Annotated in this window: 12 protein-coding genes; 7 read left to right on the top strand and 5 right to left on the bottom strand. The window is 68.3% G+C overall.

The window, feature by feature from the left end; all coding sequences use genetic code 11:
* Positions 1 to 47: 47 nt before the first annotated feature.
* The 6 genes from FS507_RS06920 (at position 48) to FS507_RS06945 (ending at position 7,474) form a co-directional block, all read left to right on the top strand.
* Complete coding sequence (locus FS507_RS06920; protein ID WP_145942071.1) at positions 48 to 1,001, top strand: type IV toxin-antitoxin system AbiEi family antitoxin domain-containing protein; 954 nt, start codon at positions 48 to 50, stop codon at positions 999 to 1,001.
* A 21-nt stretch (positions 1,002 to 1,022) separates the two neighbouring features.
* Complete coding sequence (locus FS507_RS06925; RefSeq protein WP_145942072.1) at positions 1,023 to 3,116, top strand: M13 family metallopeptidase; 2,094 nt, start codon at positions 1,023 to 1,025, stop codon at positions 3,114 to 3,116.
* A gap of 37 nt (positions 3,117 to 3,153) precedes the next feature.
* A complete protein-coding gene (locus tag FS507_RS06930; RefSeq protein WP_145942073.1) occupies positions 3,154 to 4,008 on the top strand; it encodes a hypothetical protein in 855 nt (284 codons plus the stop codon).
* Entirely contained in the window at positions 3,998 to 5,065 is a 1,068-nt protein-coding gene (locus FS507_RS06935) for a PrsW family intramembrane metalloprotease (RefSeq protein ID WP_145942074.1), read from the top strand. Before FS507_RS06930 ends, FS507_RS06935 begins: the two co-directional genes overlap by 11 nt.
* A gap of 38 nt (positions 5,066 to 5,103) precedes the next feature.
* Positions 5,104 to 5,571, top strand: a complete 468-nt coding sequence (locus tag FS507_RS06940) for a hypothetical protein (RefSeq protein ID WP_145942075.1) — start codon at positions 5,104 to 5,106, stop codon at positions 5,569 to 5,571.
* A 265-nt stretch (positions 5,572 to 5,836) separates the two neighbouring features.
* Entirely contained in the window at positions 5,837 to 7,474 is a 1,638-nt protein-coding gene (locus FS507_RS06945) for a glycoside hydrolase family 25 protein (RefSeq protein ID WP_145942076.1), read from the top strand.
* A gap of 164 nt (positions 7,475 to 7,638) precedes the next feature.
* Here FS507_RS06945 and FS507_RS06950 read toward each other — a convergent pair whose 3' ends face one another.
* Together FS507_RS06950 and FS507_RS06955 are read right to left on the bottom strand one after the other, a co-directional pair.
* Positions 7,639 to 8,457, bottom strand: coding sequence for a VOC family protein (locus tag FS507_RS06950; RefSeq protein WP_145942077.1), 819 nt, complete (start codon positions 8,455 to 8,457; stop codon positions 7,639 to 7,641).
* Complete coding sequence (locus FS507_RS06955) at positions 8,457 to 8,819, bottom strand: RNA-binding S4 domain-containing protein (protein WP_145942078.1); 363 nt, start codon at positions 8,817 to 8,819, stop codon at positions 8,457 to 8,459. Before FS507_RS06955 ends, FS507_RS06950 begins: the two co-directional genes overlap by 1 nt.
* A gap of 150 nt (positions 8,820 to 8,969) precedes the next feature.
* Here FS507_RS06955 and FS507_RS06960 point away from each other — a divergent pair, with 150 nt between their 5' ends.
* Positions 8,970 to 9,203, top strand: a complete 234-nt coding sequence (locus tag FS507_RS06960; protein WP_145942079.1) for a hypothetical protein — start codon at positions 8,970 to 8,972, stop codon at positions 9,201 to 9,203.
* 5 nt (positions 9,204 to 9,208) lie between these two features.
* Here the strand turns inward: FS507_RS06960 and FS507_RS06965 are convergent, their stop codons facing one another.
* Genes FS507_RS06965 through gltB form a run of 3 tightly spaced genes read right to left on the bottom strand, consistent with a single transcriptional unit; the run spans position 9,209 to position 16,045 of the window.
* Positions 9,209 to 9,847 (bottom strand): LysE family transporter, encoded by a 639-nt coding sequence (locus FS507_RS06965; RefSeq protein WP_145942080.1) that lies wholly within the window; start codon positions 9,845 to 9,847, stop codon positions 9,209 to 9,211.
* A 28-nt stretch (positions 9,848 to 9,875) separates the two neighbouring features.
* Entirely contained in the window at positions 9,876 to 11,453 is a 1,578-nt protein-coding gene (locus tag FS507_RS06970; RefSeq protein WP_145942081.1) for a glutamate synthase subunit beta, read from the bottom strand.
* A complete protein-coding gene (gene gltB, locus FS507_RS06975) occupies positions 11,453 to 16,045 on the bottom strand; it encodes a glutamate synthase large subunit (RefSeq protein WP_145942235.1) in 4,593 nt (1,530 codons plus the stop codon). The genes FS507_RS06970 and gltB overlap by 1 nt, the downstream gene beginning before the upstream one ends.
* Positions 16,046 to 16,154: the final 109 nt, after the last annotated feature.

Genomic DNA, 16,154 nt, shown 5'->3' on the forward strand with positions numbered 1-16,154 from the left:
CGGACCGTCCGCCAACGACTACAGTGGCCCCCGGAGGGGATATTCACATGGGGGTCGAATCACTGTCGTCACGGTCGGTCTGGTTGACCGCTGAACTCATCGAGGTCGGTTACACCGAAGCGCAGATCCGGGCCGCGGTCCACCGCGGAGAGCTGCACAGGATCAGCAGAGGTGTGTACACCTCGTCAGCGCCGGACGATCTGTTGACACTGCAGGCACTGGCGCACCTCGTCCCGGCGGTCGTCTACACCGGTCCGACCGCACTGTTCCTCTACGACGAAAAGCCGATGGTGTGGCCGGCGCGGGGCCTGATGCCTCGTGACGGACGTGCCGGTCGGCGTGACCGTCTCCTGCTCCGCGTCCGTGACCTCCGCCGCCATCGCCACCAGCACGGTGTCAGGGTCTCCACACCACTGCAGGCGGCCGTCGACGTCCACCGCTCCTCTGCACCGACCTCCAGCGACGACGAGCTGAGACGGTTCCTGACCAGGATGTACAGCGGCACAAAGGGCAATGACCTCCTCGCCGAGGATCTCGCCGGCCTGACGTCCGGCAAGTCCCACGCCGAGAACCTGCTCGACAGGCTGCCGACCGGCACCGCCAGCAAACTGGAGAGGACGGCGCTGCGCCTGGTGCACCAGGCGGTCGAAGGCCTGCCGGTCACGGTACTGACGAACGCCCTCGTCGGTCCCTACCGGTTCGACGTGGTCATTCCCGAAGCACGGGTGCTCATCGAGATCGACAGCTTCCACTACCATGCAGTCACCGACACCGCCGACACCCGCGGTTTCATCCGCGACCGATGGAAAGGCAATGCGGCGACACAGTGGGGGTGGGCGCTGTTCCGGTACACGGACTTCTGTATCGGTCCCGGTGGTGTGGACACCCGTATCGTCGCGCAGCTCCGCGACGTTGTCGTGAGCCGGCTCAATCGGCGGTGGTCGACGATACCCGGTTACCCGGACCTGGCCGTGTGGGACTTCCACCCGCACCTCCGCTGACGGATGCCTACAGTGGTGGCCATGGCTGAAACGACTGACACGACTGACCCGGCAATCCCCGACAACATCACCGAGCATTCCCCGGGCGCCGTCCCTGCCGCGGCGGACGACCTCTACCGGTACGTGAGCGGCGCGTGGCTGGGGTCCCACGAGATCCCGGCCGACCGCGCGGTCGACGGCAAGTTCCACGAACTGCGCGACCGTGCGGAACTGGACGTCAAGGCCATCGTCGAGGCGGCGGACCCGTCCACCCGCATCGGTGCGCTGTTCAGCTCCTACATGGACGAGAACGGTGAGCACGGCATCGAACAGGCCGGCCTCTCCGTCCTCTCCCCGGATCTCGACCCCGTGCGGGACGCGGCCGACCTGGATGCCCTGGTCGCCACGCTGGCGCAGCTGGACCGTCACGGTGTCGGCGGGGTGGTCGGCTTCTGGACGGAGAAGGACGCCGGCGGCAGCGGTGACGAGGTAGCCTACCTGGTCCAGACGGGTCTCGGTCTGCCGGACGAGGCCTACTACCGCGAAGACCAGCACGCGGAGATCCGCAGGGAGTACCGGGCGTTCATCGAACGGTTCCTGACACTCGTCGAGGAGACCGGGGAGCAGCCCCGACCCGGACGTTTCGCGGACGTGGATGCCGCAACCGCCGCCGATGCGCTCATGGAGTTCGAGACCGCCCTGGCGAAGGGGCACTGGGACACCGTCGCCTCCCGCGACGCGGAGAAGACCCACAACCCCACGGCGCAGGACGACCTGCCGTCCGGTTTCCCCTTCACCGCCTGGCTCCACGGGGTGGGTATCACGCCGGACGTCGCCCCGCAGGTGATCGTCAGCCAGCCGTCCTACCTGGAGCATGTCGCCGCCCTGGTGCCCGGCGCGGCCAACGGACGCGATCTGGACGAGTGGAAGCTGTGGGCGTACTGGCGGGTCCTCACCGGCCGTGCCAGCAAACTGCCGCGGGCGTTCTCGGAAGCGAACTTCGACTTCTACGGGCGCACGCTCTCCGGATCCACCGAGCAGCGCGACCGGTGGAAGCGCGCGGTGATGATGGTCGAGGGGGCCGTCGGCGAGGAGGTCGGCCAGGAATTCGTGGCCGAGCACTTCCCGCCGGAGTACAAGAAGCTGATGCTGGAGCTCGTTGACTACCTGCTCGCGGCCTACCGGGACCGGATCAGCGAGCTGTCGTGGATGACGCCGGCGACCCGGGAGCGTGCCCTGGAGAAACTGGGCACTTTCCGGGCGCGGATCGGCTATCCCGATGTCTGGCGTGACTTCTCCGCCCTGGTCTTCGGTGACAACGCCCACCACGGTGAGAACCTGCTGGCGAACTACCGGGCCGCCTCGGACTTCAACCACGAGTTCGAGGTCGCCAAGCTCGGTAAGCCCAGCGACGGCGACCTGTGGTTCACCACCCCGCAGACCGTCAACGCCTTCTACAATCCGGTGCGCAACGACATCACTTTCCCCGCGGCGATCCTGCGTCCCCCCTTCTTCGACCCGGAGGCCGACATGGCCGGCAACTTCGGGGCGATCGGCGCGGTCATCGGGCACGAGATCGGCCACGGTTTCGACGACCAGGGCTCCAAGTTCGACGGCGACGGCAACCTCAACTCCTGGTGGACCGAGGATGACCGTGCCGCGTTCACCGCGCTCACCGACAAGCTGGTCACCCAGTACGACGGACTCGTGCCGACCGGCCTGGCCCAGCGCGGCCAGACCGACCACAAGGTCAACGGGTCCTTCACCCTCGGCGAAAACATCGGCGATCTCGGCGGGCTCGGCATCGCCGTCGTCGCCCTGAAGAAGTGGCTCGCCGACCGTGGGGAGACGGTGGACTCCGCGCCCACCGCTCCGGTGGAAGGAATCGACGGCGATGACGGGGACGGGACGGAGTTCACCGTCCTGCAGCGTTTCTTCCTGCGGTGGGCGACGGTGTGGCGCACCGCGATCCGTCCGCAGATGGCCGCACAGTACGTGGCGATCGACCCGCACTCCCCCGGCGAGTTCCGCTGCAACGTCGTCGCGTCGAACGTCGCCGAGTTCTACGAGGCCTTCGACGTCTCCTCCGACAACGGGATGTGGCTGCCTGAGGAGCAGCGCGTGACCATCTGGTAGGCCGGGTAGGTCTGGTGGGTCTGGTAACGTCCCGGGAATGCCGGTAGCACCGATCACCCCGGACCCGGGGGCCGACGGGTGGGGACGTCCGACGCCCGGGCCCCCGTCCTCGATGCCGCCCGACGCTGACCCGGACGGCGTGTACCGTCCCGCGGCAGTCGGAGGCCACCGAACCGCACGGTGGTTCATCCTGGTCGGCGTCGCCCTGGTACTACTGGTCGCTCCGCTCGCCGTCCCGATGAATGATGCCGAGGACACGGGAGACGCGGAACCCTACCTGCTCAATGATGCCGCCGCGGACACCCTCACTGCCTGGGAGGCCAGCCCGCTTGACCTGGCTGGCCTGGACCAGCGGTGTGTGGCCACCGGCGAGGCGCTGCTTCCCGGGACTCTGGAGGCCGAGTGCACCAGCGGTTACGGTACGGGCGCCGTGGACCTCGACATCGTGTCGATGGCCGGGGTGGAGGACGCGCCGCTGTCGGCCGGGCGCGGACTACGTGCCATCCTCGCCTCCGACGTGTCCGACGTCCCGTTCCGTCCTGCGGCTGCGGAGGACGTCCTGCATCCGTCGCTGTCGGCACGAACCGGCGAGTTCCTCATGTCACCGGTCATCGGGCTGAGTTCGCCGTTCGCCGACCTGCCCGACCTCCCCGATCTCCGGGAGCCCGGGATGCCCGGCGACACCCAGCCCGTGCAGTACGGCGACATGCCGCCAGAGAGCCCCGGGATCCCGGCGACCCCGGAGTCCACGCCGGGGGTCTACACCGTCGCCGCGTCCTTCACGATCGACGGTCCCGACGGCGTGCTCTACACCGTCGCCGTGACCGGAGCGGATAAGGCGTCCGTGACCGTGACCGCCGAACAACTGTGGGGTGCCGTCCATGCCGCATGACCACCGCTCCCGCCCGGACCAGGGATGGCGTGTCCTCGACGTCCCGCGGGCCCACCATGACTCCTACCCGCCGAACCAGCGTCCACGACTGCGCCCCACCTGGGACGTCTTCGGATGGTCGTTCCTGCTCATCACTGTGATCAGTCTCGTCGTGTCGGCCCTGACACCGGCGGTCTTCCTGCTCTTCCCGGGCCCCGGCCCCGTCGCGCTCGCCTCACTGTACGCGGTGATCTTCGTGGCGGTGGCCTGGTTCATCCTGTCCCGGCTGCTGATCTACCGGGGAACTCCCTGGTTGCTCGCGGGAGCCGCGGTCCTGTGGGGAATGTCCGGGTCGTTCGCCATCGGTGCCTTCACCGTCAGCCAGCAGCTCATTGACGTGTCCTACAGCTGGGGGATCGACGAACTGGCGCTGTCGCTGGGCGGGGCGTACCCAGAGGAGCTCGCCAAGGCCCTCGGGGTCTGGCTCCTGCTGCACGTGGGACGGGCCTGGTGGAACCGGCCCTGGCACGGACTCGTCGCCGGCATGTTGGTGGGCTTCGGTTTCGAGGCGTTCGAGAACGCCGGATACGCCGTCATGCTGGGTGTCTACCACCCGACTTCTGACCTGGCGGGCGTGTCCTGGATGTGGCTGATCCGCCTGGTCGCGGGTCCGTTGCTGCACGCCATCTGCACCGGCTTGGTGGGCTTCGGCATCGGTATGGCCGTCTACGCTGCCGGGCTGACCTGGAAGCGACGACTGAGCTGGATCCTGGCCTCCGGGCTCGCCGGGTTTTTCGTCCATGCCGGATGGAACCTCCAGCTGGACTCCACGGCCGCCACCGTCGTCCACCTCGTGGGCTCCTGGGGACTGGGTGCAGCGCTGCTGGTCACCGCGATCATCATCTCGACGAAGGAGGCCCGTGCCCTCGCCGCCGTCGGGCGCTACCCTGCCGTGTCGATCTACCAGCGCATCCCGACGCCGCGTCCTGTCGCCCCGCCGGTGGTACCGATGCCTCCGCCGGTGCAGCCGTCCAACTACCACGCGGGGAACCCCGGGTGGTATCCGCACGGACGGTAGCAGTTGCTCATGGGACGGTTCCGGCTATCATCGGCGCCATGACCATTCTCTCCAGTCATCCCAGCACATCCTCTACCGGCGGGGCCTCCCGTCCCACCCGCTTCCGTCGTGCCAGCACGATGGCGGCCACGATCGCCCTGTCCGCAGGAGTCCTCACCGCGATCGCCGCACCGACCGCCGGGGCCGCCACCGGTTCCTCGGCTGGTTCCTCGGCTCCTTCAGCCCCGGCGTTGAACAGCAGCGTCAGCCAGTCCGGCGCACAGAAGGCCGCCATCGCCGATCCCGGTCGGACCGCCGCCGTCGCCACCGCAGCCGGCGTGAATCCCGCCGTGGTCGCCCGTCTCCTGGCCGACCCGGAGGCCACCATTGCCGCCGGTGAGCGTCTCGGCGTCCCGCGGGACACTGCGGTCTGGGCGGCGAACAACCCGGAACAGGCCCTGGGCATGGCCCGTGCCACCGGGATCAACCCGGCCTGGGCCGCGAACATCCTCGCCGCCAACCTGTAGTCCTCTTCTCGCGCCGCCCCTCCCCGCACCAGGTGCGGGGAGGGGTTTCTTCGTGTCAGAGCAGACGTCACCGGGTGCCGGGACAGAAACCTCCGGGTGTTTTTTCGGGTCTGCGCCACCCTCAGGTGTCCGTCCCGCCCGGTCCTGTCCCTGCCTCGCCACCGGGTTTCCGCGATACCGATACAGCGGAAAAAGTCAAAAGGCGCGACACGCGGTGCGCGTGTTACTCGTGTGATTGTTGTGAATAGTGTGTATCGTGTTGCGCATGCTGTCTCTTCCCTGGCGTCGCTCCGCGCGCACCACCGTTCCCGCCCGACTCACCGCAGTAACCCTCTTCGGTTCAGCCGCAACGGTCGCCGCTCTGGTCGCCACCGATGTCCTGCCCGTGCCCACCTGGGCACTCGACGGCGTCGACGTGGCAAGCCACCAGCACCCCGGTGGCTCCGCCATCGACTGGCAGAGCGTCGCCGCGTCCGGCCAGAGCTTCGCCTTCATCAAGGCCAGCGAAGGTACCGGCTACGTGAACCCCTACTTCACCTCGGACTCGGCCAAGGCCTCCGCGGCTGGTGTGACCCCCGGAAGCTACCACTACGCCAAGCCGGGCTCCACCGACCCCCGCTCCGAGGCGCAACACTACGCGGCGACCCTGGCCACCGGCGTCCAGCCGTCCCTGCCCCCGACACTCGACCTCGAGGAGTCCGGCGGACTCGGCCCGGAGGAGCTCCAGAACTGGGTCCGCGACTGGATCGACGAGATCAAGATCCAGACCGGTCGTGACCCGATCATCTACACGTACCAGAACTTCTGGATCAACGACATGGCCAACACCACGGAGTTCTCCGAGTATCCGCTCTGGCTGGCCTACTACAACCCGACCCTGCCGAACGAGATCCCCGGCGGCTGGAACGAGGTCACCTTCTGGCAGTACTCCTCCGAGGGCCAGGTCGACGGCATCTACACCAACGTCGACATGAACACCTACTACGGCACCGACGAGCAGCTGCAGGCACTGACCGGCGCACCGTCGGACGGTAGCGCGGCAGGCAACATCGTCGACGCCCTGAAGCCCATCACCGACGCCGCCCTCGGCCAGGCCGAGAACGCCAACGACACCGAGCACCAGCAGGCCGCCGGTGGCGAGCCGGGTCTCGACCAGCCGCTGAGCACGGATCTCCTGGTCAGCCTGCTCGGTCTGGTGGGAGGCGCCGTCGGTCCTGACGCCGTCCTCGCCGCTGCGCAGGAGTCCGGCCTCGGTGAGGCCCTGGGCTCCGTCCTCGCGTCCTCCGGTATCGAGGCACGCGACGCCGGCCAGACCATGCCGATCGCCGCCATCGCCGCACTGGTGCTGGGCGCCCTCGGCCTCGGCGCCGACGGCGGTGACATCGCCAACCAGGTCGGCGACCTCGTCGGATCGCTCGTCGATGAACAGGGCGCGCCCGCCGACGGCGGAATCGACATCTCGCAGCTCGCCGGGTTGATCGGTGGCGGCGACGTCTCCCTCGACAGCATCCTGCGCCTGATGACCGCCTTCGGTGCCACCGACTACGCCGCACAGGTCGCCAACGGCACCGTCGACACCGATGCCCTGCTCGCACAGGTGAAGTCGCAGGACGCCGGTACACCGGCCGAGAACTCCGCACCTGAGGAAGAGGCTCCGGCGGACGCGCCCGCCGCCGATCCGGAGGCCCTGCGTACGACCCTCGAGGCCGCGGGTGTCGACGCGGAGACCGCCGCCAAGCTCGCCGCCGATCCCGCCGCGACCGTGGCGGCCGCCGAGAAGCTGGGTGTCGACCACGAGACAGCGTCCCGGTTCGCCTCCGACCCCGAGGGTGCGCTGCGTGCCCTGGAAGAGGCCGGCATCGACCCGGTCGGCGCAGCACCGATGCTCGCCGCACAGCTCTGACCCCTCGGGACGCCCACTGGCGTCACGGATTACGCCACCTCAGGCGACGACAGCAGACGGGAGCGCCCTGAGCTGGACTTTTACTGAACCAGGTCAGGGCGCTCTCGTGCCGCGGCGTAATCGGTGACATGCCACCGACCGTGGCGCCCGGTCAGGGCTGATACTCAGGGCTGCGGAGCCCCCGGCGCCATGATGTCGGGCTCATGGATGTCTTCGAGGCTCTCCGGCGTCGGCTCTGCGATCTCACAGAGGTTCACCAGCGCTCCCGTCGGGTCGACGAGGGTGCACAGACGGCCCAGTTCAGAGTTCCACGGGGCGCGTACCAGCTTTCCGCCGAGCTTCTTGACCTTCTTCGCCGCACGGTCCACGTCGACGCAGCCGAGGTAGAGCGTCCACATGGACGGGTTCTCGTCCAGCTCGCTGGTGTCCCACATGCCGCACAACGGTGCACCGTTGTACTCGCCGGTGGCGTAGCGGAACTTGTCCGTGTCGCTGTGCTGACGGATGTCCCATCCGGCAAGGTCGTGGTAGAACTTCATCGTCGCGTCGAATTCCTCGCCGACGAGCAGCTCGTGCCACACCGGGGTACCCGGCTCGCCGGCGGCGAAGAAAGGCTCGTCACCCGACGGCTGCTTGAGCCCCACCGTCGCGCCCGACGGGTCGACGATGACGGCCATCCGTCCACGGCGTCCGACGTCCCGCGGAGACAGGATGCTGGTAGCCCCGGCCTTGACGGCCTCGTCATGGACGTGGTCGATGTCGGGGGCGTAGAGCAGCATGCCCCACAGCGACGACTTGTCGTCGGGGACCTCGCCGAGACCCGCGACGGGCATTCCGTTCTTCTTGGCGACGAGATAGCCGTCGCACTGTGTGTCGAACTCCCAGTCAAGGAGCTCGGTGTAGAAGGTCTTCGCCTTCTCCAGGTCAGTGGTAGCCAGGTCGATCCAGATCGGCATTCCTGGCTCCGCTACGAGAGCGGGCATCAGAGGTTCCTCCACTTGTCGGGGTCGAAATCGTCATCGGCAGTTGCTTCGTCGAAGAAGTCGTCATCGTCACTAGCACCGTCGCCGCCGTCGCCGCCGTCACTCTCGGTGACGACCCGGGCGGCGGCGACCGGAGTGGCATCCTCGTCAAGGACGACCACCTCATCCCCGGAACGCAGGTGCCGGCCACGGCGGGTGTCAGCCTCACCGTTGACCGTCACACGACCGGCGGCGACAGCCTCTTTGGCTGCGCCGCCGGAATCGACCAGGTTCGCCAGTTTGATGAACTGGCCAAGTCGGATGTCGTCCCCGCGCACGGGGACATCCTGCGCCGGTACCTTGTGCTCTTCTCGCTCAGGCATGCCGACCATCCTACGACTCCGGACGGTGCCAGGGAAGTCCCCCTCCCGACGGGCCGGATATTACTGGTCGGCGGAGGTCATGCTGCGATCCTTATAGGCCTCTGCCGTGGCGCATCGACGACGGAGAGGCCGTGGAGTTACCGTGTGCCGATGACGGTATCAAGGAACCTCGCGCTCAGATGGACAGTATCGATCGTCGTCATCATTATTTCCCTGACCATTTACTCGGCGGTGAAGGGCACTGACCTGATGCCGACCCTGCTGAAGGTCGGCCTCCCGCTCTTCGTCGTGGGAGCTCTGGCAGACGCCGTCTTCTCCTTCTCGGACGCCGGAGCCGGCAAACGACAGAGCCGCGATCCGGAAGCGGAGTCGACGGACACCTGAGGGCGTCACAGCTCCAGCAGCCCCTCCCCCACCAGAATCACACCGAGGACGAGGAACACCATCCCGGCGACGATGTCGATCCACGGCCCTGCCGCCTGCAGCCGACGCGACAGGGCTGGGACGGACACCATCACGGCCACAGCCACGAACCAGGCGATACCGGTGACCAGCATGACCGCCAGGATCAGCAGGCGCATCCCCCACCCGGTGTCCGGCGGGACGAAACCGGCGAACACCGCGCCGAAGAACACCAGGGCCTTAGGGTTCGCCAGGTTCGTCATCAGGCCGAGACGCCAGGCGCCGAAGGTGGAGACCCGCTCGGCGGTGGTGGCCGACACGGCGGTGCCGGCGGAGCGGCGTTCCGCCAGGCCGCCGCGCAGCGCCGCCTGGCCCATCCACGCCAGGAAGGCGCCACCGACCAGGAACAGGGCCGTGAGGACCCAGGGGACGGCGTCGATGAGGGCGGACAGGCCGACCATACTGGCGACGATCCACAGGGTGTTGCCGCTCATGATGCCGAGGGCGCAGGCGACGCCGTTACGCCGGACGGCGCCGAGCCGCAGGATCTGCACCAGATCCGGGCCGGGCGAGGCGATGGCGAGCAGCCACGCGACAAGAATACTGAGGAGAGCGCCGCCGGTCATGGGGCTTCAATGTACTCTCCCCGCACACTCACACACTCAACGGCATGTCCGTCGGGGCGACGGGCCGCGGGAGGGCACTCTCACCCATCAGTGCACGGTCGACGGCGGCCGCACAGGCGCGTCCCTCGGAGATCGCCCAGACGATCAGTGAGGCGCCACGGCCGGCGTCCCCGGTGGCGAACACCGGGGCGTCGAAGCCGGTGTCACGCACGGTGGAGGACTCGGCCCACCAGGTGCGGTAGTCGTCGTCGCGCTTGAGGCGCCCGCGTCCGTCGACCGGGAGGCCCAGTTCCGAGACGATGCCCTCGGTGTCGACGGAGGAGAAGCCGACGGCCAGCAGGACGAGATCGGCGTCCATGTCGACCTCGGTGTCAGGGAGGTTGACCATGCCTTCCGGGGTACGTTCACACGTTGCCGCGCGCAGTGCGGTGACATGGCCGTCGGTGCCGGTGAGCTCCACGGTGTTGATGCGGTGGTCGCGGTGGCCCAGCGTGCTGCCGACCTCACGCTCGGCGAGGCCGAGTGCGACGATCTCGTCGGCGGACTCGTTGCCGCTGATGCGGTACTCGCCCTCCTCGTGGGCGGACGCCACGCGCCAGATCTTCGGCCACACCGGCCAGGGGTTGTCCTCGGTGCGGTACGGGTCCGGTGCCGGGTTGTAGTCGAACTGGCGGACGGAGGCCGCGCCCTGACGCAGGGCGGTGCCGAAGCAGTCGGTGCCGGTGTCGCCGCCACCGATGATCACGACGTTCTTGCCTTTCGCGTCGATCTGAGGGGTGTCGAGGTCGCCGGCGACGACGCGGTTGGCCATCGGAAGGTACTCCATCGCCTGGTGGACGCCCTCCAGGTCGCGGCCCGGGATGGAGACGTCCCGGGGGACGGTCGCCCCGACGGCCAGCACGACGGCGTCGAATCCGGCGAGGTCGGAGGCGGACGGCGAGATGCTGGTGCGGAAGGTGGTGCCCTCGGCCTCCATCTGGGCCAGACGCCGGTCGATCCAGCGGTTCTCCAGCTTGTAGTCCGGCACCCCGTAGCGCAGCAGGCCGCCGATCCGGTCGTCGCGTTCGAAGACGGTGACGTCGTGCCCGGCGCGGGTGAGCTGCTGGGCGGCAGCCAGGCCGGCGGGGCCGGACCCGACGACGGCGACAGACTGGCCGGTGGAGAAACTGGCCTTCACCGGTCGCACCCAGCCTTCCTCGAAGGCGTGCTCGACGATCTGCAGTTCGACGGTCTTGATCGCCACCGGGTCGCCGACTCCGGCACCGGCGCCGATCCCTTCGATGCCCAGCACGCAGGCGCCCTCGCAGGGGGCGGGGCAGATGCGCCCGGTGAACTCGGGGAAGTTGTTCGTGGCGTGCAGGCGGTCGTAGGCCTCCTTCCACCGTCCCTGGCGGACCAGGTCATTCCACTCGGGGATGATGTTGCCCAGTGGGCATCCGTCGTGGCAGAAGGGAATGCCGCAGTCCATGCAGCGGGCGGCCTGGGTCTGCACCTTCGAGTCGGCGAAGGGTTCGTAGACCTCCTTCCAGTCGAGCAGGCGCAGCGGGACGGGGCGGTGGGCCGCTTCCTCGCGGGGGTATTTCATGAATCCGTGCGGATCAGCCATTACTTGACTCCCTCCATGATGGCGGCGGCGATGCCGTCCGCGTCGAGTCCCGCGTCGCGGGCCTGTTCGATGGTCTGCAGGACGCGCCGGTAGTCGCGCGGCATGACCTTGATCAGTGACCGGGGGTCCACGTCGACGGTGGATCCGGTGAGGCGCCGGTGGCGCTCGATGGTGTCGACGAGCCAGTCGAGCTCGTCGTCGGCGACCTCCTCGACGTCGACGAGGCCGGGGTTGATGCGCCGGGCCATGCCGTCGACGCCGCTGCCGTCATCCATGAGGTAGGCGATGCCGCCCGACATGCCGGCACCGAAGTTCTCGCCGACGGGGCCGAGGTTGATCACGCGCCCGCCGGTCATGTACTCGCAGCCGTGGTTCCCCATCCCCTCGACGACGGCGGTGACACCGGAGTTGCGCACGCAGAAGCGTTCGCCGACGGCACCGCGGATGAACATCTCGCCGGAGACGCCACCGAAGCCCAGGACGTTGCCGGCGATGGTCTGGTGTTCGCCGACCGCGCCGTCGCGGTCGTGGGGCCGGATGGCGATGGTGCCGCCGGACAGGCCCTTGGCGACGTAGTCGTTGGCGTCGCCGACGAGGGTCAGGGTCATGCCCTTGGGGACGAAGGCGCCGAAGGAGTTTCCGGCGGAGCCGGTGAAGGTGAGGTTCACGGTGCCGTCGGGCAGGCCGTCGCGTCCGGCGACGCGGCTGACCAGGGAGCCGGTCATCGTGCCGACCGAGCGGTTGACGTTGGTGATCGGGTAGCTCAGCTCGATGGCGGTACCTTCGCCTGCGGCGGCGCGACGGATGGTCTCCTCGGCGTCCTCACGGATGCGGTTGTCGAGGGCCGCGTCCAGACTGTGGTCCTGGTCCTTGGTCTTGTACAGGTCCTGGTGCATGAACGGGCTGTCGGGACGGGCGAAGATCGGCGAAAGGTCGAGCGACCCGGCGGTCTTGTGCCCGGGGTCGACCGCACCGGCGCGCAGGCACTCGGAGTGCCCCACGGCCTCCTCAAGGGTGCGGAAACCGAGTTCGGCGAGGTACTCGCGGACCTCCTGGGCGATGAAGGTGAAGAAGTTGACGACGTGGTCGGCCTGACCGGTGAACTTCTTGCGCAGGTCGGGGTTCTGGGTCGCCACACCCACCGGGCAGGTGTCCAGGTGGCAGACGCGCATCATGATGCAGCCCTCGACGACCAGCGGCGCGGTGGCGAAACCGAACTCCTCGGCGCCGAGCAGGGCGGCGACCATGACGTCGCGTCCGGTCTTCATCTGGCCGTCGCACTGCACGGTGATGCGGTCGCGCAGGCCGTTCATCAGCAGGGTCTGCTGGGTTTCGGCCAGGCCGAGCTCCCAGGGCCCACCGGCGTGCTTCAGCGAGTTCAGCGGGGACGCGCCGGTGCCGCCGTCGTGTCCGGAGATCAGGACGACGTCGGCGTGGGCCTTGGACACACCGGCGGCGACGGTGCCCACGCCCTGCTCGGCGACGAGCTTGACGTGGATGCGGGCGTCCGGGTTGGCGTTCTTCAGGTCGTGGATCAGCTGGGCGAGATCCTCGATGGAGTAGATGTCGTGGTGAGGGGGCGGGGAGATCAGCCCGACGCCGGGCGTCGTCACACGGACCTCGGCGATCCAGGGGTAGACCTTGTGCGGGGGCAGCTGGCCGCCCTCGCCGGGCTTGGCGCCCTGGGCCATCTTGATCTGGATGTCGGTGCAGTTGTTCAGGTAGTGGCTGGTCACGCCGAAACGTCCGGACGCGACCTGCTTGATCGCCGACCGGCGCCAGGTGCCGTCCGCCTCGGGTTCGAAGCGGTCGGGGTCCTCGCCGCCCTCACCGGAGTTCGACATGCCCTTGAGCCGGTTCATCGCGATGGCGAGGGTCTCGTGGGCCTCGGCGGAGATCGAGCCGTAGCTCATCGCGCCAGTGGAGAAGCGCTTGACGATCGCGGAGACGGGCTCGACCTCGTCGACGGGGATCGACGGGCGGTCGCTGTGCAGCTCGAACAGTCCACGCAGGGTCGCCAGCCGCTTCGACTGGTTGTCGACCTTGTCGGAGTACTCCTTGAAGATGCGGTACTGCCCGGTGCGGGTGGCGTGCTGCAGCTTGAACACGGTCTCGGGGTTGAACAGGTGGTACTCGCCCTCACGGCGCCACTTGTACTCACCGCCGATCTCGAGTTCGCGGTGCGCGGCTTCCTCGGGTCGGGGGAGGAAGGCGAAGCGGTGCCGCACGGCCACGTCGGCGGCGAGTTCGTCCAGTCCGATGCCGGAGATGGGGCTGAGGCAGCCGGTGAAGTAGTCGTCCAGGAGTTGCTGGTGCAGGCCGGTGACGTCCGCCAGCTGCGCGCCACGGTAGGAGGCGACGGTGGCGATGCCCATCTTCGACATGATCTTCTGCACGCTCGCGGTGGCGCCGTCGATGAAGTTCTGGCAGCCTTCGTCGGTGGTCAGCGAGCCGAGCTGGCCGCGCTTGGAAAGTTCGTCGATGGTCTCGAACGCCATGTAGGGGTTGATCGCGTCAGCGCCGAAGGTGAGCAGCATCGCGAGATGGTGGACCTCACGGGCGTCCCCGGCCTCGATGATCAGCGAGGCCCGGGTACGTGTGCGCTCGGCGACGAGGTGCTGGTGCACCGCGCTGGTGAGCAGCAGTGAGGGGATCGGCGCCATCCGCTCGTCGGACTCGCGGTCAGACAGGATGATCAGGGTCGCGCCGTCCTCGATGGCACGGGAGGTCTCACGCCGGATGCGCTCGATGGCCTGCCGCATGCCGCGTCCCCCGTGGGCAACCGGGTAGAGCCCGGAGACCACGGCGGAGCGGAAGTCCTCGAATCCCTCATGCTCCCCTGCCTGGCGCAGGGTGGCCAGCGTGGAGTTGAGCAGTACCGGGGTCTCCAGGTGGATGCGGTGTGCGGCCTCGGGAACCTCGGTGGTGACGTCGACCTGGCGTCCCAGCTGGGTGAACATGCTGGTCACCATCTTCTCGCGGATGGAGTCCAACGGCGGGTTGGTGACCTGCGCGAAGCGCTGGGCGAAGAAGTCGAAGAGCATGCGGGGGCGGTCCGACAGGGCGGCGATGGGTGTGTCGGTGCCCATGGAGCCCAGCTGTTCGGCGCCGGTGACAGCGAGCGGCTGGATGAGGACGTCGACGTCCTCCTCCGTCATGCCGAAGACACGCTGGCGCAGGACGACACGCTCGTGGCTCATCGCCTCGTACTCGACCGGGGGCAGGTCGGCGAAGCGCACGATGTTGTTGTCGACCCACTCGCGGTAGGGCTTGTCGGCCAACCGCGACTTGACTTCGTCATCGGGGATGATGCGGCCCTGCGCCGTGTCGACGAGGAACATACGGCCGGGTTCGATGCGCCGACGCTGGACGATGTCCTCCGGCGGGACGGGCAGCAGCCCGGCCTCGGACCCGCCGATGACCAGCCCGTCCTTGGTCACCCAGATACGTCCGGGGCGCAGACCGTTGCGGTCCAGGACCGAGCCGATGACGGTGCCGTCGGTGAACACCAGGGCGGCCGGGCCGTCCCACGCCTCCATCAGGGAGGAGTGGTACTCGTAGAACGCGCGGACGTCCGGGTCGACGGAGGGGTTACGTTCCCATGCCTGGGGGACCATCATCATCACGGCGTGTGGGAGCGAACGGCCGGCGAGGTGGAGAAGCTCCAGTGCCTCGTCGAACCGTCCGGTGTCCGAGCCCGAGGGGTCACAGACCGGCAGGACGCGCTCGATGTCGCCGAGGGTCTCCGAACGGATCTGGGACTCGCGGGCACGCATCCAGTTCTCGTTGCCGCGCACCGTGTTGATCTCGCCGTTGTGTGCGAGCAGGCGGAACGGGTGGGCCAGGGGCCAGGAGGGGAAGGTGTTCGTGGAGAACCGGGAGTGGACGACCGCCAGGGCCGACTCGACCCGGTCGTCCTGCAGGTCAAGGTAGAAGTCCCGCAGCTGAGGGGTGGTGAGCATGCCCTTGAAGACGATGGTCCGTGAGGACAGCGACGGGAAGTAGACCGTGTCCGAACCGGCACCCTCGCCCGGCCCCTTCGAGCCGAGTTCACGCTCGGCGCGCTTGCGCACGAACCAGACCCGACGGTCCAGCTCGATACCGGAGAGCTCATTGCCCTCTGTGTCCCGTCCGGCGATGAACAGCTGGTAGAAGATCGGTTCGGCGTCACGGGCCATGGCACCCAACGCGGAATCGTCGACGGGGACCTCCCGCCAGGCGAGCAGGTCGAGGTTCTCCTCGCTGATGATCGACTCGACGGCACGCATCGCGTCCAATGCGGCCATGCGGGCGGCCGGGAGGAAGGCGATACCCGTGGCATAGGCGCCGGGAGCGGGCAGGTCGATGCCCTGGTGTGCGAGCACCTCGCGGTAGAAACGGTCCGGGACCTGCATCAGGATGCCGGCGCCGTCACCGGTGTTCTTCTCGGCCCCCGCGGCACCACGGTGGTCGAGGTTGACCAGGGCCTGGATGCCCTTCTCGACGATGTCGTGCGTGGCCCGGCCGTGCATGTCGGCAACGAAGGCGACGCCACAGGCATCGTGCTCGTGGGCCGGGTGGTAGAGCCCCTGGGGCGCCGGGTAGTTCTTCAGCTGGTTGTTCACGGGGTGGTCATCCTCCGGTCGTCGGGTCGTGCAGTGCGGTTCTCCGTGGCCAGGGGTGGTGGCCTTTCGTCGGTAGGGGTGCTTTTGCCCTACTGAT

It is taken from the genome of Corynebacterium glyciniphilum AJ 3170 (assembly GCF_007673095.1).
Taxonomy (GTDB): domain Bacteria; phylum Actinomycetota; class Actinomycetes; order Mycobacteriales; family Mycobacteriaceae; genus Corynebacterium.